Below are 21,746 nucleotides of genomic sequence, written 5' to 3'. Positions count from 1 at the left end.
TATACAGCCGGACACCCCCCGTAACAGCCGTATCAGCAGGAGCATGCGTGACGAGCCCCATCCGCGATTCCGACCCGATACCAGGTCCCACGGCCGACCCGACACCGCCCCCGGGCTGCCCCGCCCACTCCGGCCGGGCCCCGGCCGGGCACGGGCTCGAGTCGCTGCACGGCCCCGAGTTCGCCGCCGACCCGTCCGCCGCCTACGCCCGCCTGCGAGAACACGGACGCATCGCGCCCGTGGAGCTGGCCCCCGGCGTCCCCGTCTCGCTCGTCACCAGCTATCAGACCGCGCTGGACATCCTGCGCGGCCCCGAGACGTTCTCCAAGGACGCGCGCCACTGGCAGGCGCTCACCGACGGCACCATCCCCATGGACAACCCCGTGGTGCCGATGATGATGTACCGGCCGAACGCGCTGTGCAGCGACGGCGAGCAGCATCACCGGCTGCGCTCGGCGATCTCCGACACCCTCGACCGCCTGGACGTCCACGCGCTGCGCCGCTACGTGGAGCGGAGCGCCGACTTCCTTATCGACCTCTTCGGCCCCAAGGGCGAGGCCGATCTGCTCAAGGAGTACTCCGCCCGGCTCCCCCTGCTCGTCTTCAACCAGCTCTTCGGCTGCCCGCCCGAGCTGAGCGACAAGCTGGTGCGGGCGCTCTCGGCGCTCTTCGACGTCACCGAGGACTCCGAGCAGGCCAACGCGCTCCTCGCGGAGACCCTCTTCCAGCTCATCGCCCTCAAGCGGGAGAATCCGGGCCCGGACATGACGTCCTGGCTGATCGCCCACCCCGCCGAGCTCACCGACGAGGAGCTGATCCACCAGATCGTCGTCCTCGTCGGCGCGGGCACCCAGCCCCAGCAGAACCTGATCTGCAACGGGCTGTTGCTCCTGCTGTCGGACGAACGGTTCCGGGGCGATCTCGCGGGCGGCACCATGCTGATCGAGGACGCGCTCAACGAGGTCCTGTGGAAGGACCCGCCGCTGGCCAACTTCTGCGTCCACTACCCGCGCCATGACGTCACGGTCGACGGACACCGGCTGCCCAAGGGCGACCCCGTCGTCATCAGCCTCGCGGCCGCCAACAACGACCCGTATCTGCTGTCGAACCGGCGCGGCAACCGGGCCCATCTGGCGTGGAGCGCGGGCCCCCACACCTGCCCCGCGAAGGACCCGGCGCAGCTGATCGCCTCCGTGGCCGTCGAGAAGCTGCTCGACCGCCTGCCCGATCTCGAACTCGCCGTTCCCGCCGAGCGGTTGGAGTGGCGGCCCGGTCCCTTCCACCGGGCCCTGGCCGCGCTGCCGGTGCGCTTTCCCCGGACGGCCGCCAAGTCCGATGAGGCACTGGCCGAGATGGCGGCGGCCGCGACCGCGGCCATCTCCGGGGCCGTGGGCCGGACACCCACGGTCACCCGCGCGGACGCCCCGGACGGCGACGGCCCCGGCGGGACCACGCCCTCGCCGGACTCCGCGACCCCCACCACGGAGCCGCAGCCGGAGCCCGAATCCGGCGCCGAGCACGAGGCCCGGCGCCGCTGGTGGAAGTCCCTGGCCCAGTGGTGGCGCCGCGGGTAGCGGACGGCCGGGAGCGCGGGCAGTCGGGCCGGACCGCTGGGCGCGCACTACCGGATTGCCGGGTGCTGCCCGGCCGCGTAGCGTCGCGGCGCATGACCCCGACGCTGCGCACCGGACGGGAGGCTCGCCCCGGAGGCCGAGGGCCGGGCGCTGTTCGGGCGGATCTTCACCGAGGTCTACGCCCGGGGGCTGTTCGACGTATGGGCCGTCCGCGAGGACGGCCGGTACGTCGGCCACGCCGAGATCAAGCCGACCGAGGCCGTCGGCGGCCACGAGATCGTCTACGCACTGACGCCGGAGGCGTGGGGGCGCGGTCTGGGGACCGAGCTGACCGAGGCGGTCGTCGGCCACGGCTTCGGCGCGCTCGGGCTGAGCGAGGTGCATGCCACGGTCATGGCGGCCAACGAGGCGTCGCTGAACCTGCTCACCCGGCTCGGCTTCGCGCACCGCCGTGATATCGAGGAGGAGGACGGCACGACGACGCGCTGTCTCGCGGTCGTCCGGGGCGACAGCCTTTTTGGCGACGGCGAGCGGTGGGCGGCTGAAGGCGCCCGACAAGTCGGCGGATAAGCTGTCCGTAAACTTCATACGCGTCCGATCGGGGGAAGCCGGTGCGATTCCGGCGCTGACCCGCAACCGTGAGCGCGCCCCGCGGGGCGTACGAGCCGGAACACCCGGGCGGGCGCGACGACGCAGGCTCCCGCCGCCGGACGACCGGTGGCGGCACCGTCGAGGTATGCGGAGCTGAGCCGGGTGCCAGGCGTGCCGCGGAGCGTTCCGCGTGCGGCGCGGCTGGACGGCCGTGCGCGGCTGCGTGCGCCCGTCCACCGACCGAGAGGCACCACAGCCATGAACATTCGCCGCAGCGTGGCGGCTCTTTCCCTCTGCGCCGCACTGGGCGCGGCCGCCGCGCCTGCCGCCGTGGCCGACGACGGACCGGCCGGGCGTGCCGAGGGGCTCTACGGCGCCAAGGACCCGAAGTTCGACGGGGTGTGGCGGCAGTCGCTGGCGCTGCTCGCCCAGGACGCGGTGGGCGTCACCCCGGCGAAGTCGGCCATCGACTGGCTGGCCGGGCAGAGTTGCGCGGACGGCGGCTTCGCGGCGTACCGCGCGGACACGTCCAAGGCGTGCGACCCGAAGAAGGGCGAGTTCACGGACGCGACGGCGGCGGCGGTCCAGGCGCTGGCCGCGGTGGGCGGGCGCTCCGGCACCGTGGAGAAGGGCATCGGCTGGCTGAAGCGCCACCAGAACGACGACGGTGGCTGGGGCATGAACCCGGGCGGCCCGAGCGACGCCAACTCCACCGCGGCGGCGGTCGGCGCCTTCGCCGCCACCGGCCAGGACCCGGCGAAGGTGACGTCGGCCTCGGGCAAGGGCGGCAAGTCCCCGTACGACGCTCTGCTCGGCCTGCAACTGGACTGCTCGGCGAAGGCGGAGGAGCGCGGGGCGTTCGCGTACACGGCCGCCAAGGGCAAGCCCGTCGCCAACGAGCTGGCCACCGCGAGCGCCGCACTGGCCGCACAGGGCAAGGGCTTCGTCTTCGAGACCGTCGGCAAGGACAGTGGCGCCGAGCCGAAGCCACTGCGCTGCGCGGGCGGAAAGGGCGGAGCCGGTTCGCCCAAGGACGCCGCCGAGGCCGCCCTGGCCCACCTCTCCCGCGTCATGTCCGACACCGGTACGCACCTGAAGTCCGCGATGCCCGGCGCCAAGGACCAGCCCGACTTCGGCGGCACGGCCGACGCGGTGGTCGCGCTCGCCGCCGGGGAACACAGCGCGGCCGCGGGCAAGCCCCTCCAGTGGCTCCAGAGCAAGGGCAGCGGCGCGGCGGCCTGGGCCAAGGGCGACCCCGGGGCCCTCGCCAAACTGGTCCTCGCGGCCCACGCGGCCGGTGCCGACCCCCGCGACTTCGGCGGTGCCGACCTCGTCCGGCAGCTGAACGCCACCGGCCCGAAGCCCGAGGCGGCGGCCCCGGGCGCGGAGTCGGACGGAAGCAGTAAGAGCGAGAAGAAGGACGACGACGGCGGAGTCGGCGGCGTCTGGTGGACGGTCGGCGTCTGCGCGGTCGCCGGCATGGGCATCGGCTTCCTGCTGAGCGGCCGGAAGAGGCGACAGCTGTGAGCCCACGCACAGACGTGGCATCGGTCCGCACCGGGGCGGCTTCGGTCCCGCGCACCCGCCACGCCCGAGCGCGTTTCGCCTGGTGCGGCCGCGCGGCCCGGCTGTTGCTGTCCGCTGTCGCCTTGGTGCTGCCCGCCGTCGCCCTGTTCGCGATGCTCGGCGCGGGCCAGGCCCAGGCCGCCGACGGGTATCGCTACTGGTCGTTCTGGCAGCGGGGCGGGGACGGCGGCAGCTGGAGCTATGCCACCCAGGAGCCCTCCTCCGCGCGGCCCGGTGATGGCGACATGATCGGTTTCCGTTACGCGGTCAGCGAGGACTCCGACGACGCCACCCGGCCTCGCGGCATGGCCGATTTCGCCGCCGTCTGCGCCGACACCCCGGCCACGGACGGCACCAAACGGGTCGCGGTGGTCATCGACTTCGGCACGGCCACCGACGCACCCGACCGCCGGACGCCGCCCGCACCCCGTACCGAGTGCGCACGGGTCGGCGAGGACGCGTCCGCCGGGGAGGCGCTCGCCGCCGTCGCGAAGCCGCTGCGCTACAACTCCGCCGCGCTGCTGTGCGCCATCTCCGGCTATCCGGAGACGGGCTGCGGGGACAAGGTGAGCACCTCCGTGGACGCCCACGCCGCCCCGAAGGGCGACGGCGGCAAGGCGGACGACGGCGGCTCGGGCCCCTCGGCCGGGCTGATCGGCGGGCTCGCCGCCGTCGTGCTGCTGGGCGCCGCGGCGGTCTGGCAGGCGCGCCGCCGCCGCGTATGAGCACACGGAAGACCGCCATGCCACCGCGCACCACGCCCGAGGCCACCGCCCCGCGCCACCGCGGCGTCGGGTTCCGCGTCCGGCGGGTCGGCAGTACCCCGCGCGGCGGAGGCGCCCTGCACGCCGGGGCCTGGTGGCTGTGGGCGCTCGGGCTGGCCACGGCCGCGTCCCGGACCACCAACCCGCTGCTGCTCGGGCTGCTCATCGCCGTCGCGGGCTATGTGGTGGCCGTGCGCCGCACGGACGCGCCATGGGCCCGCTCGTATCTCGCGTTCCTCAAGCTGGGCCTCGTGGTGCTGGCCATCCGGCTGTTCTTCGCGCTGTTCTTCGGCTCGCCGATCCCCGGGACGCGGGTGCTCTTCACGCTCCCCGAAGTCCCGTTGCCCCACTGGGCGCAGGGGGTGCGCATCGGCGGCCGGGTGGCGGCCGAGGGGCTGGTGTTCGCGCTGTACGACGGGCTGCGGCTGGCCACCCTGCTGATCTGCGTCGGCGCCGCGAACGCCCTCGCCAGCCCGGCGCGGCTGCTCAAGTCGCTGCCCGGCGCGCTGTACGAGGCCGGGGTCGCGGTCGTGGTGGCGATGAGCTTCGCGCCCCATCTGGTGGCGGACGTGACGAGGCTGCGCTCCGCCCGTAGGCTGCGCGGCCGCCCAGACCGCGGGGTGAAGGCGCTGCTCCAGGTCGGACTGCCGGTGCTGGAGGGCGCGCTGGAACGCTCGGTGGCCCTGGCGGCGGCGATGGACGCGCGCGGCTACGGCCGCACCGCCCAGGTCCCGCCCGCCGTCGCCCGTACCACCACCGCGCTGACGCTGGGCGGGCTGCTCGGCGTCTGCTGCGGTACGTACGGCCTGCTCGCGGCCGAGGGCGCGGGCTACGGTCTGCCGCTGCTGCTCGCCGGACTCGCCGCCGCGCTCGGCGGCCTGTGGCTGGGCGGCCGCCGCTCGGTGCGCAGCCGCTACCGCCCGGACCGCTGGGGCGTCCGGGCATGGCTGGTGGCGGGGTCGGGAGCGGCGGTCGCGGCACTGATGATCGCTGCCGCCTCGTACGCCCCACAGGCCCTCCAGCCGTCCGTCGTCCCGCTCACCGCACCGACGCTGCCGCTGTGGCCGGCGGCGGGGGTGCTGCTGGGTCTGCTCCCGGCAGTAGCGGCCCCGCCCCCGCCACAGCCCACTCCCCCCGAGCCCCTCCCAACGGCCAACGCCCCCGCCGCACCGGCCCCGGGCCGGGATCGACAGCGCTCGGAGTCTCCGGGCCCTGGCCGGAGCACCCGGCCCGTTGCCGAGCCGGGGCCGGGACCGCAACCGGGACCGGGCGGCACGGCGGCGGGACCGCGCGCGGATACGGCCCCTGGCCCACGTCCCGACCACCACCCCACCGCATACACCCCGCCCCGCGCCGAAGGCGACGCGCGAGCCGGGGCGGGGCCCGAGGAGGCCACGCAGTGATCCGCTTTGAGCAGGTCTCGGTCCACTACGACGGTGCGGCGCGGCCCGCCCTCGCGGGGGTGGATCTGACCGTCCCCGAGGGCGAGCTGTGTCTGCTCGTGGGCCCGTCCGGGGTCGGTAAGTCGACACTCCTCGGGGCCGTCTCCGGTCTCGTACCGCATTTCACCGGTGGCACCCTGCGCGGCCGCGTCACCGTGGCGGGCCGGGACACCCGTACCCACAAGCCGCGCGAGCTCGCCGACGTCGTCGGCACCGTGGGCCAGGATCCGCTCGCGCACTTCGTCACCGACACCGTCGAGGACGAGTTGGCGTACGGCATGGAGTCGCTCGGTGTCGCCCCGGACACCATGCGCCGCCGGGTCGAGGAGACGCTGGACCTGCTGGGCCTCGCCGAGCTGCGGGACCGTCCCATCGCCACGCTCTCCGGCGGGCAGCGGCAGCGCGTGGCGATCGGCTCGGTGCTCACCACCCACCCCCGCGTCCTGGTCCTGGACGAGCCGACCTCGGCGCTGGACCCGGCCGCGGCGGAGGAGGTGCTGGCCGTGTTGCAGCGGCTGGTGCACGACCTGGGCACCACGGTCCTGATGGCCGAACACCGCCTCGAACGCGTGGCGCAGTACGCGGACCGGATGATCCTGCTCCCCTCCCCCGGCGCCGCCCCGCTGACCGGCTCACCGGCCGAGCTGCTGCCGGTGTCGCCCGTCCAGCCGCCCGTGGTGGCGCTGGGCGGCCTCGCGGGGTGGCCGCCGCCGGTGCCGCTGTCCGTACGGGACGCGCGCCGCAAGGCGGGACCGCTGCGGGACCGGCTCGCGCCGCTCACCCCGCGGGCGGTGGCCGATCCGCCGCCGGGCGGGCCGGTGGGCGAGGTGGCGCGGCTGTCCGTACGCCACGGCCGGGTGGAGGCGCTGCGCGGGGTGGACCTGACGGTCCGGCCGGGCGAGACGGTGGCGCTGATGGGACGCAACGGGGCGGGCAAGTCCACGCTGCTGGCGAGCCTGGTCGGGCTGTACGAACCCGCCTCGGGCTCGGTGCGCGTCGGCCCGGACCGGGTCGTACCGCACCGCACCCGCCCCGCCCGACTCCTGCGCCAGGTGGGCCTCGTACCGCAGGAGCCGCGCGATCTGCTCTACGCGGACACGGTCGCCGCCGAGTGCGCGGCGGCCGACCAGGACGCGGGCGCCGCGCCCGGCACCTGCCGTGAGCTGGTCGGCCGGCTGCTGCCGGAGGTGGCGGACACCGCCCATCCGCGCGATCTGTCGGAGGGGCAGCGGCTGGCGCTCGCCCTGTCCGTCATTCTCACCGCCCGGCCGCCCCTGCTGCTGCTCGACGAGCCCACGCGCGGGCTGGACTACGCGGCGAAGGCGCGTCTGGTGGAGGTGGTACGCGGGCTGGCCGCGGACGGCCACGCGACCGTACTGGCCACCCACGACGTGGAACTCGCGGCCGAACTCGCCCACCGCGTCGTCATCCTGGCCGAGGGCGAGGTGGTCGCGGACGGTCCCACGGCCGAGGTGGTGGTCTCCTCCCCCGCCTTCGCCCCACAGGTGGCCAAGGTGCTGGCCCCACTGCCGTGGCTGACGGTGCCACAGGTGCGCGAGGCACTGGAGGGAGCGCCATGAGCGGGACAGCACTGAGCGGGCCGCACCGGGCGGAGCGGAAACGCGGCGGCGGGACGAAGGCCATACGCCTCGGCCCGCGCTCGGTGGCGGCGCTCGCCCTCGTCTCCGCGATCGGTGTCGTCGCCTTCGGCTGGCCGCTGTTCGCCCCGGGCGACTCGGGGATCACCACCCACGCCGCCGACGCGCCCTGGCTGTTCGCCGCGCTGCTCCCACTCCTGCTGGCCGTGGTCGTGGCGACCATCGCGGACACCGGTCTGGACGCCAAGGCCGTCGCGATGCTCGGAGTGCTGGCGGCGGCGGGGGCGGCCCTGCGTCCGCTGGGCGCGGGGACGGCCGGGATCGAGCCGATGTTCTTCCTGATGGTGCTGTCGGGACGGGTGCTGGGCCCCGGTTTCGGCTTTGTCCTCGGCGCCGTGTCGATGTTCGCGTCCGCGCTGCTCACGGGCGGGGTGGGCCCGTGGATGCCGTTCCAGATGCTGGCGATGGGGTGGGTGGCGATGGGCGCGGGGCTGCTCCCCGGCGCCGCCCGGCCGCCCGGCCGGGCGGAGTCGCTGCTGCTCGCGGGGTACGGGGCGGTGGCGTCCGTGGCCTACGGAACGGTCATGAACCTCCAGGGCTGGACCCTGATGCAGGGCGTGGCCTCGGGGATCTCCTACGTCCCCGGCGACCCACTCGGCGAGAACCTCGCCCGCTTCGTGGCGTACTGCCTGGCCACCTCGCTGGGCTGGGACCTGCCGCGCGCCGTGGTCACGATGGTGCTCACCCTCACCCTCGGCGGACCGGTGCTGCGAGCGCTGCGCCGCGCCACCCGCCGCGCGGCCTTCGAGGCGCCGGTGGCGTTCGAGGACGGGTAACCGAGCGGGCCCGGCGCGTTGTCCGCACCGGGCCCTTGATTACTGCTGGTGGCGCGTCAGTTCTGGTGGAAGACGCTGGCGTCCCACTGCGCGACCCACCTGCCGTCGCCGAACCGCAGGTTGGCCGTGCACTTATAGGTGTCACCGTCGCAGTTCAGGGCGGTCACCGGCACCGGGGCGGCGGCCTCCCGCGGAGCCTTGACCGTCTTCGCCGACGCGGCGGGCACGGCATTGGTCACCGCCTGGTGGAACACATTGGCGTTCCACTGGGCGACCCACCCGCCGTCGCCGAACTGCAGCCCGGCGGTGCACTTGTAGGTGTCCCCATCACAGGTGAGGGTCGTGACCGGGACCGGGGCCGCAGCGGTGCGCAGCGCGTCCGCCGACCCGGTGGCCCGCTGATGGCTCGCCGCGCTCTGGTGGAAGACGTTCACATTCCACTGCGCGACCCACCTGCCGTCACCGAACCGCAGGTTGGCCGTGCACTTATAGGTATCGCCGTCGCAGTTGAGGCCCGTCACGGGGACGGGCGCGGCGTTGGCCGCCGGGGCGACCGCCGTGGCAGCCAGGGCCAGGGCTCCCAGCCCCAGGAACGTACCGGTGAGCATTCGGCGAGCTGACATGTCGTCGCTTCCCTTCGACTCCGGCCGCACGAGGGGTGATTCATGACAAATCATCCCAAGCGGCCAATCCGATGACATCCCAGAGATTAGCTGCCCTTAAAGGCTTTTCATCTGCTCGTCCTACATGAACTCATATGCGACACAGCCCCCGTTACAGCGAAGGCGGGTCACCGTGGATTGACGATTCCAGGCATACGAAAACGGCGGCGCCCCAAGGGGCACCGCCGAGGAATCGATACCGCCGAAATCCGAGCCTCGGATTCCGGTCGATCAGCGCTCGACCATAGCCACACTCCTTCCGCCTCATCGTCACGGGCGGAGGTACCGGCGGCCACACCTACCCCGCGCTGACCGCGGTTCGGGCGTTGCGGGCCCGGCTGGCGGCCGAGGGCCGCACGCTCGATATCCCGTCGCGCTGGAGGGCGAGGTCAGCGCCGCGTCCGGCGGCTGACCGACCGGGCCGGGTCACGATGTGCCCGTCCAGGCGCTCGGCCTGTGCTCCCGGGGGTAGGTCCGGCGTCTGGGAGTTCCCGCGGAGCCGTCCATCTGCTTGAGGGTTTTCGGGGCCTATTCGAACTCCGTCCGCATGCGACGGCGAGTCGGCCTCCTCCAGCGCATCCCACACGACACCGACGGCTTCGGCCGTGACCGCCCAGGGCGGACGGCGGTCAGGGCGGGCAACGCCGCCGGCCGCGACCGCGGCCCGACCGCCCCCTACAGCCGCTGAATGATCGTGCCCGTGGCCAGCGCCCCGCCCGCGCACATCGTGATGAGCGCGAACTCCTTGTCCGCGCGCTCCAGTTCATGCAGCGCCGTCGTGATCAGGCGCGCCCCCGTGGCCCCCACCGGGTGCCCCAGGGCGATCGCGCCGCCGTTCACGTTCACCTTCTCCAGGTTCTGTTCGAAGACCTGCGCCCAGGACAGCACCACCGAGGCGAACGCCTCGTTGATCTCGATCAGGTCGATGTCCTTCAGGGTCATCCCGGCCTTGCCCAGGACCGCCTTCGTGGCGTCGATCGGGCCGTCCAGGTGGAAGTGCGGATCGGTGCCGACCAGGGCCTGGGCCACGATGCGGGCGCGGGGGCGGAGTTTGAGGGCGCGGGCCATGCGTTTGGAGGCCCACAGGACCGCGCAGGCGCCGTCGGAGATCTGGGAGGAGTTGCCCGCGGTGTGCACGGCGGTGGGCATGATGGGCTTGAGTCCGGCCAGCGCCTCCATGCTGGTGTCGCGCAGGCCCTCGTCCCGGTCGACGGCGCGCCACATGCCCTCGCCGGCCGTCTGCTCCTCGTCGGTCGTGGGCACCTGTACGGCGAAGGTCTCGCGCTTGAACCGTTCCTCGGCCCAGGCGCGCGCCGCCCGCTCCTGGGAGATCAGCCCGAGGGCGTCCACGTGTCCGCGGGTCAGGCCGCGGTTGCGGGCGATGCGTTCGGCGGCCTGGAACTGATTGGGCAGGTCCACGTTCCACTCCTCGGGGAACGGTTTGCCCGGACCGTGTTTGGAGCCGCTGCCCAGCGGCACCCGCGACATGGCCTCGACGCCGCAACCGATGCCGATGTCGATGACACCGGTGGCGACCATGTTGGCCACCATATGATTGGCTTGCTGCGAAGAGCCGCACTGGCAGTCCACCGTCGTGGCCGCGGTCTCGTACGGCAGCCCCATGGTCAGCCAGGCGGTGCGCGCGGGGTTCATCGACTGCTCCCCGGCGTGGGTGACGGTGCCGCCGACGATCTGCTCGACGCAGTCGGGCTGAATGCCGGTGCGGGCGAGGAGTTCGCGGTAGGTCTCGCCGAGCAGATAGGCGGGGTGGAGGTTGGCGAGCGCGCCTCCGCGCTTGCCGATGGGCGTGCGGACGGCTTCGACGATGACGGGTTCGGCGGCCATGGCTGTCTCGTCCTCTCATCGCATCCACGGGGCTCCCGGCAGCGCCCGCAGTCAGAACTAGTACGCGTTCTAGTTCTTCAGCTCAGTCTGCTGAGACCCGGCCCGGCGGCGCAAGGGTTGTGCAGGGGTTGAGCGGACCAAGAGGGGCATCGATCCCCCGAAACAATGGCCGCGATTTCTCTTGCTACTTGTAGAACCCGTTACTACCTTGCGGACACTTCTGATAGGCCGTCAGATCCCTGGAGTGGCCGATGTCCTGCCCAGCGCTCCCCGAAGGCTTTGACCTCACCGACCCCGACCTCCATCAGCATCGGGTGCCACTCCCGGAGCTCGCCCGGCTGCGGCGGACGGCGCCCGTGTGCTGGATCCCCCAGCCACACGGCGTGGCCGGCTTCGACGACGACGGCTACTGGGCCGTCACCCGTCACGCCGATGTCAAGGAGGTCTCCACCCGGCCGGAGATCTTCTCCTCCCACGCCAACACCGCGATCATCCGCTTCAACGAGCACATCCAGCGCGATCAGATCGACGTCCAGAAGCTGATCATGCTGAACATGGACCCGCCCGAGCACACCAGGGTCCGCCAGATCGTCCAGCGCGGCTTCACCCCGCGCGCCATCCGCGCCCTCGAGGACGCCCTGCGCGACCGCGCCACCCGCATCGTGGCCGGGGCCAGGGAGAGCGGCAGCGGGGACTTCGTCACCGATGTGGCCTGCGAACTGCCACTGCAGGCGATCGCCGAGCTCATCGGCGTCCCCCAGCAGGACCGATCCAAGATCTTCGACTGGTCCAACAAGATGGTCGCGTACGACGATCCCGAGCTGGCCATCACCGAGGAGATCGGCGCCGAGTCGGCCATGGAGCTGATCTCGTACTCCATGAACCTCGCCGCCGACCGCAAGGCGTGCCCGGCCAAGGACATCGTCAGCCGGCTGGTGGCCGCCGAGGACGAGGGCAATCTGGGCTCGGACGAGTTCGGCTTCTTCGTACTGCTGCTCGCCGTCGCCGGGAACGAGACCACGCGCAACGCCATCAGCCACGGGATGCACGCCTTCCTCACCCACCCCGACCAGTGGGAGCTGTTCAAGGCCGAGCGCCCCGCCACCGCCGCCGACGAGATCGTGCGCTGGGCCACCCCCGTGATGTCCTTCCAGCGCACCGCCACCCAGGACACCGAGCTCGGCGGGCAGCGCATCGAGGCGGGACAGCGGGTCGGCGTGTTCTACTCCTCCGCCAACAACGACCCCGAGGTCTTCGACGGCCCGGAGGTCTTCGACATCACCCGCGACCCCAACCCCCACCTCGGCTTCGGCGGCGGCGGACCGCACTTCTGCCTCGGCAAGAGCCTGGCGGAGCTGGAGATCCGGCTGATTTTCAACGCCATCGCGGACACCCTTCCGGACATCCGGCTCGCGGGTGAGCCCCGGCGGCTGCGCTCGGCCTGGCTGAACGGGATCAAGGAGCTCAGGGTGACCTACGTGTAAGGAGCTCACGGTGACCTGCGCGTAAGCTGTTCGTGCCGCGCCAGGAGTCCCACAACCCACCGGGCGCGGGCACACTGACCGCCATGAGCGAGATGTACGGCCCGCACGGTGCGGCGGGCGACCGTCGAAGACTCTTCGACTTCATAGCCCTCACCGCCCGCCTCCGTGAGATCGAGCGCGCCAACAACGCCACTCCGGAGCGCAAGGAGAGCGTCGCGGAGCACTCCTGGCATCTGGCGATGGTGAGCTGGATCCTGCACGCCGAGTTCGAGCGCGAGGCCGGGCAGCGGCTCGACCTCACCAAGATGCTCAAGCTCTGCCTGATGCACGACCTCGTCGAGATGGACGCGGTGGAGCGGGGTGCCGCGGGCGGTGAACCGCCGCGCTTCGCCTCGCTCCCCGCCCCGCTCGGAGCCGAACTCCTCGCGCTGTGGCGGGAGTACGAGGAGGGCCGTACGCCCGAGGCGTGCCTGGTGCGCGGGGTGGACCGGCTCGACCCCGCCCTGATGCGCTGTCTGACCGGCCAGGGCTGGGGCGACATGGCCACCGACAGCCACGCTCCCGTGGACGCCGAGGCGCTGGACGGGCTGCATCTGCCGCGGGTGGCCGTGAGCGAGACGCTGCGCGCGCTGTACGAGGAGATCAGGGACGCCTCGGTGGAGGGTGGACTGCTGCCGCCGTGAGGCCTGCCCGCCCTCCACCGAGCGCCGCGCGATGCGCGGAACGCCGCTACTTGAACGGCACGTTCACACACGCCACCCGGGTGCCCGCCTGCCCGGCCTTGCCCGACGTGGTGCCCGTCGCATGCTTGTGGATCACCACGGAACGGGCCTCGTCCGGCCGGAAGTTCCACTTCACCCAGGACTTGGCCCAGCCCTTGCCGGAGCTGCTGGTGGTGACGTCCAGCCACACCTCGTTGTGCGGGTTGGCGTACTCCGGGTTGGTCGAGGGCTGCTTGGGGTCCTGCTTGTTCTGGTAGTGCGGCCCCGACGAGTCGGGCTTGGTGCCACACGGCTTCGTGTGGACGTGGATCCCGAAGTGGTGATCGGCCGCGAGGCCACGCACGCTGATGAACACGAACGTGCCCTTGTGCATCGGGTAGTGGCCGCGGCCCTCCCCACCTTCGTGGTGGTTCTTCATGCCCTTGCCGCTCAGCCGCGCCTCCGCGATGAACACCGACGCGGACGTCGGCACCAGCGACTTGTCGTACGTCACCGCACCGGCGTGCTTCGCCTCCGACGCCGGCTGGAACCTGTCGTGGACGAAGACGAAGGGGTGTGGGGGCGCGGCCACCGCGGGTGTCGCGACAGCCATTGAGGCGCCCATCGCGACCGCCGCGGTTACTGCCTTCACCAAGGACATCCTTGATCCCTCCTCGGTCGGGGTCCCCGCTCCCCGTCTCGATTCCCGGCTCCCCCCGTCTCACGCGCTTGTCCGACTTTCCGCCCCCTTCTCACCACGCTAGACCCGCTGGTCATGCCGCTCAACGCGAGCCCCGGCCCCCTTTTCGGGGGACTCACCCACCCCTGACCGGCCCTTTTCCGAGGTCTCGGCGTCGTCGTGCGGTCCACCGCGCTGCCGTACCAGCCCCGGGACCAGCCCCCTGGCGCGGGCGACCGCGGCGCCCATCGCCGCCGACAGCGGTGGCGCCTCCTCGTGCGGGCGCCCGCCCACGCCGAGGAACACGTACTGGAGCGCGAACCCGGCCGTGACGATGACCGCGCCGCCGATCGCGTCCAGCACATAGTGGTTCGCGGTGCCCACGATGACCGCCGTCGTCAGCAGCGGATACAGGATGCCGAGCACCTTCGCCCAGACGTACGGCGCCACGATCGCGATGACCACCCCGCACCACAGCGACCACCCCACGTGCAGCGACGGCATGGCCGCGTACTGGTTGGACAGCTTGGTGAGCGCGCCGAAGTCCGGGTTGCTCAGATCCTGCGGACCGTGCGCGGTGTCCACGTAGCCGAGCCCCATCAGCCGCGGCGGGGCCAGCGGGTAGAGCCAGAAGCCGACCAGGGCGAGCAGCGTGGCGAAGGCCAGCGGGGTGCGGGCCCAGCGGTAGGTCGCGGGGCGGCGCAGATACAGCCAGCCCAGCAGGGACAGCGGAATCAGGAAGTGGAAGGTGCTGTAGTACCAGTTCATGAAGTCTTTGAGCCATCCGGTGTCGGCCACGATGGCGTTGAACCAGTGCTCGATGTCGATGTGCAGCCAGCCCTCGAGGGTGAGCACCTGGTCTCCGTGCCCCTCGGCCACACCGCGCTCGTCCGGGGCGTGGCCGCGGATCCAGGAGTAGGCGAAGTAGCCGACGCGGATCAGCATCAGCTCGAGCATCAGGTTCGGGCGGGACAGCGGCCGCTTGAGGACGCGCAGCAGCGGCACCCAGGCGAAGCGGCTCCTGGCCGGTTCGGCGACCGGCGTCGGCTCGGGGTCGTCCCACCGCGGCGAGGTACGGGAGAGGAACGGCACCAGACAGGCGGCGGCGAGCGCGGCCAGCAGCGGCGCGTTGTAGCCGATATGGCCGAGGATCTCGATGTCGGGCAGCAGCGCGGTGCGGTTGAGCGACATCGCCAGTACGACCAGAACCGGCCACACCAGCCGGTCCGAGCCGCGCCGCCCCACCCGGCCGACCACGGCCAGCAGGATCCACAGCTGCTGGTGCTGCCAGGAGGTGGGCGAGACCGCGAGCGCCACGCTGCCGGTGATGGCGGCGGCGAGCAGCAGCTGCCCGTCCCTCGTGTAGCGCACCGCGCGCCGCAGGCCGATCACCATGACCGCGACCGCGAGCACGGCCAGCAGCGCGAGCTCCACCGGGCCCTCGACGCCGATGCGCAGCAGCAGCCCGTGCAGCGACTGGTTGGCCAGGCTGTCGGCGGGGGCGCCGAGCCCGAAGCCGCCGATGTGGTGCCCCCAGTACGTCCCCGAGTCGTGCGGCATGGCCGCCCAGGCGAGCGCGGTGCACACGGCGAACGTGGCGCCCGCGAGCAGGGCGGCCCGGCGCCGCCCGACCAGCCACAGCACGACGGCGAACAGCAGCAGCGCGGGCTGGAGCGCCGCGGCCACTCCGATGAGCACACCCGCCTGCCGCCCGGAGGTTCTGGGCAGCACGGTGAGGACGACCAGGAGCACCGGGATGACGCTGGTCTGGCCGAGGGTGAAGGTGTTGCGCACCGGAAGCGACAGCACCAGCAGGCTGATGGCCAGCGGTGCGGCGATCAGCGAGGTGCGGCGGGAGACCGGGCCGGGCAGCGACCGGGCCACCACCAGCCCGAGGACCACGACCAGCAGCAGGGTGCCGAAGGTCCAGGCGACCCCGAGGCTCTGCTCGGCGGCCCGGGTCAGCGGTTTGAGGACGAGCCCGGAGAACGGGGTGCCGGTGAAGGAGTCCCCGTCGTACAGCGACCCGCTGACATGCAGCACGCCCTGGTCGCCGATCCAGGTCTCCAGATCGGTCAGCCGCTCATCGGGCGGCAGCCGCAGCACCGCCGCCGCCTGACGGACCGCCAGCACGCCCGCCAGGAGCCACAGGGCCACGAGCCCCATTCTGGTCCGTGACGTCCGCGCCCCTACGGCGCCGGGGGCCGGCCCCGTGTCCGGGCTTCTCCCCAGTCCGCTCCGCTCCACGTTCGCCACGCCGTGCCGCTCCCCCACTCGCCCTCTTCATCTGTCCCGGATGTTTGGAGACCCTACTGAGCCCACTACTCAGACGCGGAACACCCCCTCTTCACCTGACTGTCGTCCGGGGTTGTCCGAAAGATGTCAGACTTTGGCAGGGTCCTTGCGCTCCGCGAGGGTCCGTACGGTCCGGGCCAATTTCATCAGGGCCGGGGGGTGCGCCGCGAATCGGGACTCGCCGCGCGCTGAAATGTTCCCGGCGTCACTCCGAAGCACCGCACGAACCAGCGGTGGAAGTGGCTCTGGTCGGCGAACCCGGCCTGGGCCGCGGCCTCCGCCGCGCTGCTGCCCGCCACCAACAGCCCGCGCGCCCGGCGCAGCCGGAGCTGCCGCTGGAAGTCGCTCGGCGCCATCCCGTACGCGGCGCGGAACGCCCGGTAGAGCGCGAAGCGGCTGCACCCGGCGGCCTCCGCGAGCCGCGCCGCCGGGATCTCCTCCGCGTAACACCCCTCCAGCAGCGCCCTGGCCCGCCGCGCGGCCCGCGCCTGCTCACCGCTCCCGTCCGGGAGCTCCCGGGCCGACAGCGGCCCGGTGGCCCCGCGCCGCACCATCGCCCCGACGGCCGCGGTCAGCCGCTCGTCCCGGACCAGCGGCCCGGCGCCGCCGACCAGGGCGGTGTGCAGCCGCAGCAGGGCGCGGGGCAGCAGGGGATCGGAGACCACGGGGCGGTCGAACAGCGGCAGCGCCGCCCGGCCGTCCGCGCTGCCGGCCACATCGGCGAGGACATTCCGCACCACATCGGGACCTATATGGACGATGCGGTACTTGTAGCCCAGCTCGGCGGCCGCCTCCCCGTCATGCGGATCGTCGGGATTGAAGACCATCACCATCCCCGCCCCGCTGGTGCGCAGCGCACCCCGGCACCGGAAGCGCTGGGCGCCGACCTCGGTCACGGCGAAGGAGTAGGTGTCATGGCTGTGGGGATGGAACCGATGGCTGAAAAAGTGCGCGTGCATGGCCTCCACGGGCCGGTCGGGATCGCGCCAGTACCGGGCCCAGTCCTCCCGGCCCCGCTCCCCTTCTCCGACTCCAGCCACGGATCCATTGTGCCGTGGCGCACGAGCGTTCAAGACGGCAGGTCGCGGCAGTGGCGAGAGTGACGGCATGCGCTTCGACACCAAGATCGCCGTCATTGTCCGCTCCGACCTCGCCGACTGGCAGAAGCTGAACGTGACCGCCTTCCTCTCCAGCGGCCTGGCGCACGCCTCGGACGAGATCGTCGGCAAGCCGTACGAGGACGCCTCGGGCAATGTCTACCTTCCGATGTTCCGCGAACCGGCCCTCGTCTACACCGCCGACGCCCCCGCCCTCACCCGCACCCACGCCCGCGCCCTCTCCCGCGACCTGCCGATGTCCCTCTACACCGAGGAACTCTTCGCCACCGACAACGAGGACGACAACCGCGCCACGGTCCGCGCCGTCGAGGCCGACGCCCTGAACCTGGTGGGCCTCGCCGTCTACGGGCCGCGCGGCCAGGTGGACAAGGTCACGAAGGGTCTGAGGCTGCACGGCTGAGGGCCCGGCGCCAAGACCATGACGACTCAAAGGCCATGACGGCTCAATGGCCCGTCAGCTTCCGCTTCCGCCAGGTGCCGGGGGTGACACCCTCCCTGCCCGAAAAGGCGCGGCTCAACGCGCTGCCGGTGTCGTATCCGACTCGGACGGCGATCTCCTGGACACTCAGCGGCGTCTCGCGGAGCAGAACCTTGACCCGGTACATGCGCCATGCCGTGAGGTAGCCCAGTGGGGTGTCCCCCGTCCTCTCCTTGAACAGGGCGGCGAACGCCGAGCGTGACATCCCCGCCATGCGGGCGAGTTCGTCGACCGTCCACGGATGGGCCAGGTCCGCGTGCAACTCCTGCATGGCGACCGCCAGCCGCGGGTCCCGCAGCGCGGCGATCCAGCCGACGGTCCCGCCGCCGACATCCGTACAACACGTCCGCAGCGCCTGGACGAAGAGCACATCGGACAGCCGGCTCATGATGAAGCCACCACCGAGCCCGCCCGCCGCGCTCTCCCGCGCGATGAGGTCGAACGTGGTCCGCAGGAGTTGACCGGTCACGTCGTCCAGATTCAGCCGGAACACCGGCGGCAGGAGCGCGAAGAGCGGTTCCGCCGCCACGGCGTCGAAGGCGAACCGGGTGGAGACGATCTGCGTGAGCTCACCGTCGCCCCCGACCCGCGCCGCGTCGCCGGGGGCCTGGGAGATCAGCCCGTCGCAGTCGACGACCTCGCTGCCCGCCTCGTCCTGAAGCGTGAAACTCACCCCCGCTCGGACCAGGAAGCAGTCATTCGTCTCCAGCCGCTGCGGCCCGGCGAGCGTGTCCGCGACGAGCAGGCACGCACCACGGGAGATCAGGACCAGCCGGGCGAGGTCCCGGGGAGGGAACGAGATTCCCCAGGGCGCACGGGCGTCCACCCGCACATACCGGGCGTCCTCGATCTTCATCGTGGCGAGGAGGTCGTCAATCGGATCCCTCTCCACTCCCTTTGGTCTCCCCCGATCCCTCCTGGACGATCTGCGCCAAACGATGGACGCCAAGATACAGATCGTCCAGCCGGGCGTGTCTATCGTGGAGGCGACATACGAACGAAGGGTAGGAAATGCGCATATTCCAGATGGGAACGGACGGCAGCCTGATCAAGTCGGCGGAGGGCCCGGTGCCGAGCCCCTCAGCGGGCGAAGTGCTCGTACGGGTGAAGGCCGGCTCCCTCAACGCACGCGATCTGCTCATCGTCACCGGCCGGTACCCCGTCGACGTGCCGCCGGGGCGCATCCCGCTCTCCGACGGCGCGGGCGTGGTGGAGGCAGTCGGGGAGGGGGTCTCGCGGTTCCGGGTCGGAGACCGTGTCGTGGGCACCTTCCACCCGACCTGGCTGTACGGTCCGTTCCCCGAGTGGGGGCAGCTGCGCGGCACGCACCGCGACGGCTGGCTCACCGAATACCTCGCCCTGGACGAACAGAGCCTGGTCGCCGTGCCGGACCAGCTGTCCTTCGAGGAAGCCGCCACGCTTCCGTGTGCCGCGCTCACCGCGTGGTCGGCCGTGAGCGGAGTCGGTCCGGGGGACACTCTCCTGGTCCAGGGCTCGGGCGGGGTATCGGTCTTCGCGCTGCAGTTCGCCCACCTGGCCGGTGCCCGCGTCCTGGCCACGACATCCAGCGCCGCCAAGGCCCAACGTCTCGGCGCCCTCGGCGCATCCGATGTCGTCGACTACACCAGCACACCGGAGTGGGGCGCGCGGGTACGGGAACTCACCGGCGGCGGCGCCGACCGCGTCGTCGAGATCGGCGGCGCCGGAACGCTCTCCCAGTCCATCGACGCCGTCGCCCGGGGCGGGCAGATCGCCCTCGTCGGCAATCTGGCGGCGGGCGGCGGCATGGACGTGACGCGGTTCTTCCGTCGCGCCGCGACTCTCCGGTCGATCAGCGTCGGGAGCCGGAGCGACTTCGAACGGATGAACAAGGCCATCGGCCAACACCGGCTCCGGCCCGTCATCGACCGCGTCTTCCCGTTCGAGGAGGCCCCGGCGGCGTTCGCGCACTTCGAGAAGGGGCCACGCTTCGGCAAGGTCGTCATCAGCCACTGACCCTGGTCCTCACACCGAAAATCAGTGGAGCCGCGCTCCCGTGTGCCGTTACCGTGCTGCCGCCCGCAGTCACCCCGTCAAGGACGAGCCGTTGTACACCGAGTGAGACCCCCGAGCGCCGATCCATCGCGCGTCGCACCTGTGCGCCGTGCTCCTTTTCGCTGCGGTCTTCTCATGGGAAGCGGTGTAACTCCATGTCCAAAAACTGGGTGGTTGTGCCCACCTGCCTGCCGATCGTTCTCCGCCGTTGCCACAGGTGCGCCTCCGGGCGCGACAACGGCCCCGGCCTGCCGGCCGGACTGCTCCAGGACCCGGTCGTACGGCGCCGCGACGCGGGCGGCCCGGGTCGGACCGACCGGCCTGCCTGGCAGTCGCCGTACGGTCCGCCGCCGCACCGGTCACACCGCGGCCGGTGGGCGCCTGTGCCCGGCGTGGCCGGGACTCGGTCCGCCTTGCGGCGTGGCTATCCGTGCGGCCGGTGCGACTGATCGCCGAAGGCTTCGGCTCTTCGCGAGCCGGGGTGTCCGGCGGCAACCGGTCCGCAGGACAGGCCCTGGCGTCGCAGCCCGCGGCCTGCCCTGGTGATGCGGCAGGATGGTGGGCATGAGCATCGTCAAGATCAATGTGCTGGCGGTCCCGGAGGAGCAGCGCGAGGTGCTGGAGAAGCGCTTCGCCTCACGGGCCGGGACGGTCGAGAACTCCGACGGCTTCGAGTGGTTCGAACTGCTGCGGCCGGTCGAGGGGACCGACCAGTACCTCGTCTATACGCGCTGGCGCAGCGAGGAGGACTTCCAGGCGTGGATGGAGGGCCCGATGAAGGCGGCCCATCAGCGCGGCGGCGAGGACGCCCCCCAGCAGAAGCCCGCCGCGTCCGGCTCCACGCTGTGGTCCTTCGAGGTCGTCCAGCAGGCCGCGCCCAAGCAAGGCTGACCCTGGCCCCTGACAACCATCGCCGGCCCCCTGGCCAGGGGGCCGGCGGTTCGCTGGCACAGATCGTCAACTGATTGATTCTCCCGGGACTGGTCGCCGTCCTGGCCGTGCGTAAGGGTTTTACGGAGGCGGCGGTGCGGCGTTCGCGCACTCGATCCGCTGCCGCCCGCTACCGCGCCGAGTGTTCAGGCGCATCCGCGAGAGAAGGAAGCACACCCTATGCGCGCCCTTGTGGTCGATCACGGCGAGGCCGGACCCGTCCGGTTCGCCGATGTCGATGAGCCCGTGCCGTCCACCGGTGAGGCGTTGGTGGAGATACGGCACATCGGTCTCAACTTCGGAGAGCTGAATTACGCGCACCAGTGGCCGGCCGGCGCTGTGCACGGTCACGACGCGGCCGGCGTCGTGGTGCGCGCCGCGTCCGACGGCTCGGGGCCGCCCGAAGGTACGCGCGTCGCGGTGGGAATGGCTCCCCACGCGTGGGCGGAGCGGGTGGCAGTCGACCCCGCCTCGCTCGGCACCGTCCCCGAGGGCGTGGATCTGGCCGACGCCGCCGCGCTGGGGATCGCCGGAGTCACCGCACTCCGGGTGCTGCGCAAGCGTTCCCTGCTGGCGCGCAACGTCCTGGTCACCGGCGCCAGCGGGGGCGTGGGGCACTTCGCCGTCCAACTGGCGGCGCTGGCGGGCGCCCGGGTGACGGCACTCGTCGGTTCGCCGGACCGGGCCGCCGGACTCCGCGAACTCGGCGCCGACGAGGTCCTGACCGACCTGGCCGAGACCGGGGACCGGTTCGACCTCGTCCTGGACACGGTCGGCGGGCCACTGGTGGCCCAGGCGTGGAGTTCCCTCGCCGAGGGCGGCACCATCCACCTGGTCGGCTACTCCTCGGGGCAGGACACCACGTTCCCGTCAGGGGCCTTGTTCGGCTTCGGCGAACCCCGCACCATCGCCACCTACGGCGACATGACGCCGACCAGCGGGGAGCTGACGGACCTGCTGGGCCTCATGGCCGCCGGGAGGCTCTCGGCACCGGTCGGACTGCGAGGCGACTGGAAGGAGGTGGACGACGCCGTCCAGGCGCTGTTCGCCCGGAAGGTGCACGGAAAGATCGTTCTTGACGTGGCCTGAAGCTGTGAACGACGACACATGTGCCGCCTCCCGCCGGTGGGCGGCTCGCGACGCTGGACG

General features: G+C 72.2%; 18 protein-coding genes, 1 pseudogene and 1 riboswitch. Of the genes and pseudogenes, 13 read left to right on the top strand and 6 right to left on the bottom strand.

Annotated features, from left to right (window positions below; all coding sequences use genetic code 11):
• Positions 1-47 precede the first annotated feature (47 nt).
• The 7 genes and pseudogenes from ACMTAK_RS34960 to ACMTAK_RS34930 all read left to right on the top strand — a co-directional run bounded on the left by ACMTAK_RS34960 (position 48) and on the right by ACMTAK_RS34930 (position 8,371).
• The gene (locus ACMTAK_RS34960) at positions 48-1,574 is read left to right on the top strand and encodes a cytochrome P450 (RefSeq protein ID WP_413809867.1); all 1,527 of its coding nucleotides are present in this window, start codon (positions 48-50) and stop codon (positions 1,572-1,574) included.
• A 132-nt stretch (positions 1,575-1,706) separates the two neighbouring features.
• A pseudogene (locus tag ACMTAK_RS34955) lies at positions 1,707-2,144 on the top strand (GNAT family N-acetyltransferase); the annotation flags it as partial.
• A 31-nt stretch (positions 2,145-2,175) separates the two neighbouring features.
• A riboswitch (cobalamin riboswitch) is annotated at positions 2,176-2,250 on the top strand.
• Positions 2,251-2,423: 173 nt separating this feature from the next.
• Positions 2,424-3,692: a prenyltransferase/squalene oxidase repeat-containing protein gene (locus ACMTAK_RS34950; RefSeq protein ID WP_413809866.1), complete on the top strand. Its 1,269-nt coding sequence runs from the start codon at positions 2,424-2,426 to the stop codon at positions 3,690-3,692.
• A gap of 152 nt (positions 3,693-3,844) precedes the next feature.
• The gene (locus ACMTAK_RS34945) at positions 3,845-4,456 is read left to right on the top strand and encodes an SCO2322 family protein (protein ID WP_413813088.1); all 612 of its coding nucleotides are present in this window, start codon (positions 3,845-3,847) and stop codon (positions 4,454-4,456) included.
• Positions 4,453-5,898, top strand: coding sequence for an energy-coupling factor transporter transmembrane component T (locus ACMTAK_RS34940; protein ID WP_461773828.1), 1,446 nt, complete (start codon positions 4,453-4,455; stop codon positions 5,896-5,898). The genes ACMTAK_RS34945 and ACMTAK_RS34940 overlap by 4 nt, the downstream gene beginning before the upstream one ends.
• Positions 5,895-7,517: an ABC transporter ATP-binding protein gene (locus tag ACMTAK_RS34935; RefSeq protein ID WP_413809864.1), complete on the top strand. Its 1,623-nt coding sequence runs from the start codon at positions 5,895-5,897 to the stop codon at positions 7,515-7,517. Before ACMTAK_RS34940 ends, ACMTAK_RS34935 begins: the two co-directional genes overlap by 4 nt.
• Positions 7,514-8,371 carry an ECF transporter S component gene (locus ACMTAK_RS34930; protein WP_413809863.1) on the top strand — a complete coding sequence of 286 codons (858 nt, stop codon included), beginning with the start codon at positions 7,514-7,516 and terminating at the stop codon, positions 8,369-8,371. The genes ACMTAK_RS34935 and ACMTAK_RS34930 overlap by 4 nt, the downstream gene beginning before the upstream one ends.
• A gap of 56 nt (positions 8,372-8,427) precedes the next feature.
• On the opposite strand, the gene ACMTAK_RS34925 is transcribed toward ACMTAK_RS34930, so the two are convergent.
• Together ACMTAK_RS34925 and ACMTAK_RS34920 are read right to left on the bottom strand one after the other, a co-directional pair.
• Positions 8,428-8,994 carry a hypothetical protein gene (locus ACMTAK_RS34925; RefSeq protein WP_247616631.1) on the bottom strand — a complete coding sequence of 189 codons (567 nt, stop codon included), beginning with the start codon at positions 8,992-8,994 and terminating at the stop codon, positions 8,428-8,430.
• 714 nt (positions 8,995-9,708) lie between these two features.
• The gene (locus ACMTAK_RS34920) at positions 9,709-10,878 is read right to left on the bottom strand and encodes a steroid 3-ketoacyl-CoA thiolase (protein ID WP_413809862.1); all 1,170 of its coding nucleotides are present in this window, start codon (positions 10,876-10,878) and stop codon (positions 9,709-9,711) included.
• 251 nt (positions 10,879-11,129) lie between these two features.
• On the opposite strand from ACMTAK_RS34920, the gene ACMTAK_RS34915 reads away from it, so the two are divergent.
• On the top strand, positions 11,130-12,362 hold the full coding sequence (locus ACMTAK_RS34915; protein ID WP_413809861.1) for a cytochrome P450: 1,233 nt from the start codon (positions 11,130-11,132) through the stop codon (positions 12,360-12,362).
• 83 nt (positions 12,363-12,445) lie between these two features.
• The gene (locus tag ACMTAK_RS34910; protein WP_413809860.1) at positions 12,446-13,045 is read left to right on the top strand and encodes an HD domain-containing protein; all 600 of its coding nucleotides are present in this window, start codon (positions 12,446-12,448) and stop codon (positions 13,043-13,045) included.
• 46 nt (positions 13,046-13,091) lie between these two features.
• Here the strand turns inward: ACMTAK_RS34910 and ACMTAK_RS34905 are convergent, their stop codons facing one another.
• The 3 genes from ACMTAK_RS34905 to ACMTAK_RS34895 form a co-directional block, all read right to left on the bottom strand.
• Complete coding sequence (locus ACMTAK_RS34905) at positions 13,092-13,724, bottom strand: superoxide dismutase family protein (protein WP_413809859.1); 633 nt, start codon at positions 13,722-13,724, stop codon at positions 13,092-13,094.
• A gap of 99 nt (positions 13,725-13,823) precedes the next feature.
• On the bottom strand, positions 13,824-15,908 hold the full coding sequence (locus ACMTAK_RS34900; RefSeq protein ID WP_413809858.1) for a bifunctional glycosyltransferase 87/phosphatase PAP2 family protein: 2,085 nt from the start codon (positions 15,906-15,908) through the stop codon (positions 13,824-13,826).
• A 275-nt stretch (positions 15,909-16,183) separates the two neighbouring features.
• Positions 16,184-16,996, bottom strand: a complete 813-nt coding sequence (locus ACMTAK_RS34895) for an AraC family transcriptional regulator (RefSeq protein WP_413813087.1) — start codon at positions 16,994-16,996, stop codon at positions 16,184-16,186.
• A 148-nt stretch (positions 16,997-17,144) separates the two neighbouring features.
• Here ACMTAK_RS34895 and ACMTAK_RS34890 point away from each other — a divergent pair, with 148 nt between their 5' ends.
• Positions 17,145-17,555, top strand: coding sequence for a DUF2000 family protein (locus ACMTAK_RS34890; RefSeq protein ID WP_413809857.1), 411 nt, complete (start codon positions 17,145-17,147; stop codon positions 17,553-17,555).
• A 43-nt stretch (positions 17,556-17,598) separates the two neighbouring features.
• On the opposite strand, the gene ACMTAK_RS34885 is transcribed toward ACMTAK_RS34890, so the two are convergent.
• Positions 17,599-18,525 carry an AraC family transcriptional regulator gene (locus ACMTAK_RS34885; protein ID WP_413809856.1) on the bottom strand — a complete coding sequence of 309 codons (927 nt, stop codon included), beginning with the start codon at positions 18,523-18,525 and terminating at the stop codon, positions 17,599-17,601.
• A 119-nt stretch (positions 18,526-18,644) separates the two neighbouring features.
• Between ACMTAK_RS34885 and ACMTAK_RS34880 the strand changes: the two genes are divergently transcribed.
• From ACMTAK_RS34880 to ACMTAK_RS34870, 3 genes are all read left to right on the top strand, one after another.
• Positions 18,645-19,628 carry a zinc-dependent alcohol dehydrogenase family protein gene (locus tag ACMTAK_RS34880; RefSeq protein ID WP_413809855.1) on the top strand — a complete coding sequence of 328 codons (984 nt, stop codon included), beginning with the start codon at positions 18,645-18,647 and terminating at the stop codon, positions 19,626-19,628.
• A gap of 603 nt (positions 19,629-20,231) precedes the next feature.
• Positions 20,232-20,558, top strand: coding sequence for an antibiotic biosynthesis monooxygenase family protein (locus tag ACMTAK_RS34875; protein WP_262703744.1), 327 nt, complete (start codon positions 20,232-20,234; stop codon positions 20,556-20,558).
• A gap of 219 nt (positions 20,559-20,777) precedes the next feature.
• On the top strand, positions 20,778-21,686 hold the full coding sequence (locus ACMTAK_RS34870; RefSeq protein WP_413809854.1) for a zinc-binding dehydrogenase: 909 nt from the start codon (positions 20,778-20,780) through the stop codon (positions 21,684-21,686).
• Positions 21,687-21,746 lie beyond the last annotated feature (60 nt).

Origin of the sequence: Streptomyces lacaronensis (assembly GCF_047337785.1) — a bacterium.
Lineage (GTDB): Bacteria > Actinomycetota > Actinomycetes > Streptomycetales > Streptomycetaceae > Streptomyces > Streptomyces lycopersici.
Note: the sequence above shows the minus strand (reverse complement) of the source record. Positions and strands in the feature narration are given on the sequence as shown.

Excerpts from the sequence above, each read along its gene's own strand:
- ACMTAK_RS34950 (WP_413809866.1), top strand. The coding sequence starts at position 2,424 with ATGAACATTCGCCGCAGCGTGGCGGCTCTTTCCCTCTGCGCCGCACTG.
- ACMTAK_RS34945 (WP_413813088.1), top strand. The coding sequence starts at position 3,845 with ATGCTCGGCGCGGGCCAGGCCCAGGCCGCCGACGGGTATCGCTACTGG.
- ACMTAK_RS34940 (WP_461773828.1), top strand. The coding sequence starts at position 4,453 with ATGAGCACACGGAAGACCGCCATGCCACCGCGCACCACGCCCGAGGCC.
- ACMTAK_RS34930 (WP_413809863.1), top strand. The coding sequence starts at position 7,514 with ATGAGCGGGACAGCACTGAGCGGGCCGCACCGGGCGGAGCGGAAACGC.
- ACMTAK_RS34925 (WP_247616631.1), bottom strand. The coding sequence starts at position 8,994 with ATGTCAGCTCGCCGAATGCTCACCGGTACGTTCCTGGGGCTGGGAGCC.
- ACMTAK_RS34920 (WP_413809862.1), bottom strand. The coding sequence starts at position 10,878 with ATGGCCGCCGAACCCGTCATCGTCGAAGCCGTCCGCACGCCCATCGGC.
- ACMTAK_RS34915 (WP_413809861.1), top strand. The coding sequence starts at position 11,130 with ATGTCCTGCCCAGCGCTCCCCGAAGGCTTTGACCTCACCGACCCCGAC.
- ACMTAK_RS34910 (WP_413809860.1), top strand. The coding sequence starts at position 12,446 with ATGAGCGAGATGTACGGCCCGCACGGTGCGGCGGGCGACCGTCGAAGA.
- ACMTAK_RS34905 (WP_413809859.1), bottom strand. The coding sequence starts at position 13,724 with ATGTCCTTGGTGAAGGCAGTAACCGCGGCGGTCGCGATGGGCGCCTCA.
- ACMTAK_RS34900 (WP_413809858.1), bottom strand. The coding sequence starts at position 15,908 with ATGGGGCTCGTGGCCCTGTGGCTCCTGGCGGGCGTGCTGGCGGTCCGT.
- ACMTAK_RS34895 (WP_413813087.1), bottom strand. The coding sequence starts at position 16,996 with ATGCACGCGCACTTTTTCAGCCATCGGTTCCATCCCCACAGCCATGAC.
- ACMTAK_RS34890 (WP_413809857.1), top strand. The coding sequence starts at position 17,145 with ATGCGCTTCGACACCAAGATCGCCGTCATTGTCCGCTCCGACCTCGCC.
- ACMTAK_RS34880 (WP_413809855.1), top strand. The coding sequence starts at position 18,645 with ATGCGCATATTCCAGATGGGAACGGACGGCAGCCTGATCAAGTCGGCG.
- ACMTAK_RS34875 (WP_262703744.1), top strand. The coding sequence starts at position 20,232 with ATGAGCATCGTCAAGATCAATGTGCTGGCGGTCCCGGAGGAGCAGCGC.
- ACMTAK_RS34870 (WP_413809854.1), top strand. The coding sequence starts at position 20,778 with ATGCGCGCCCTTGTGGTCGATCACGGCGAGGCCGGACCCGTCCGGTTC.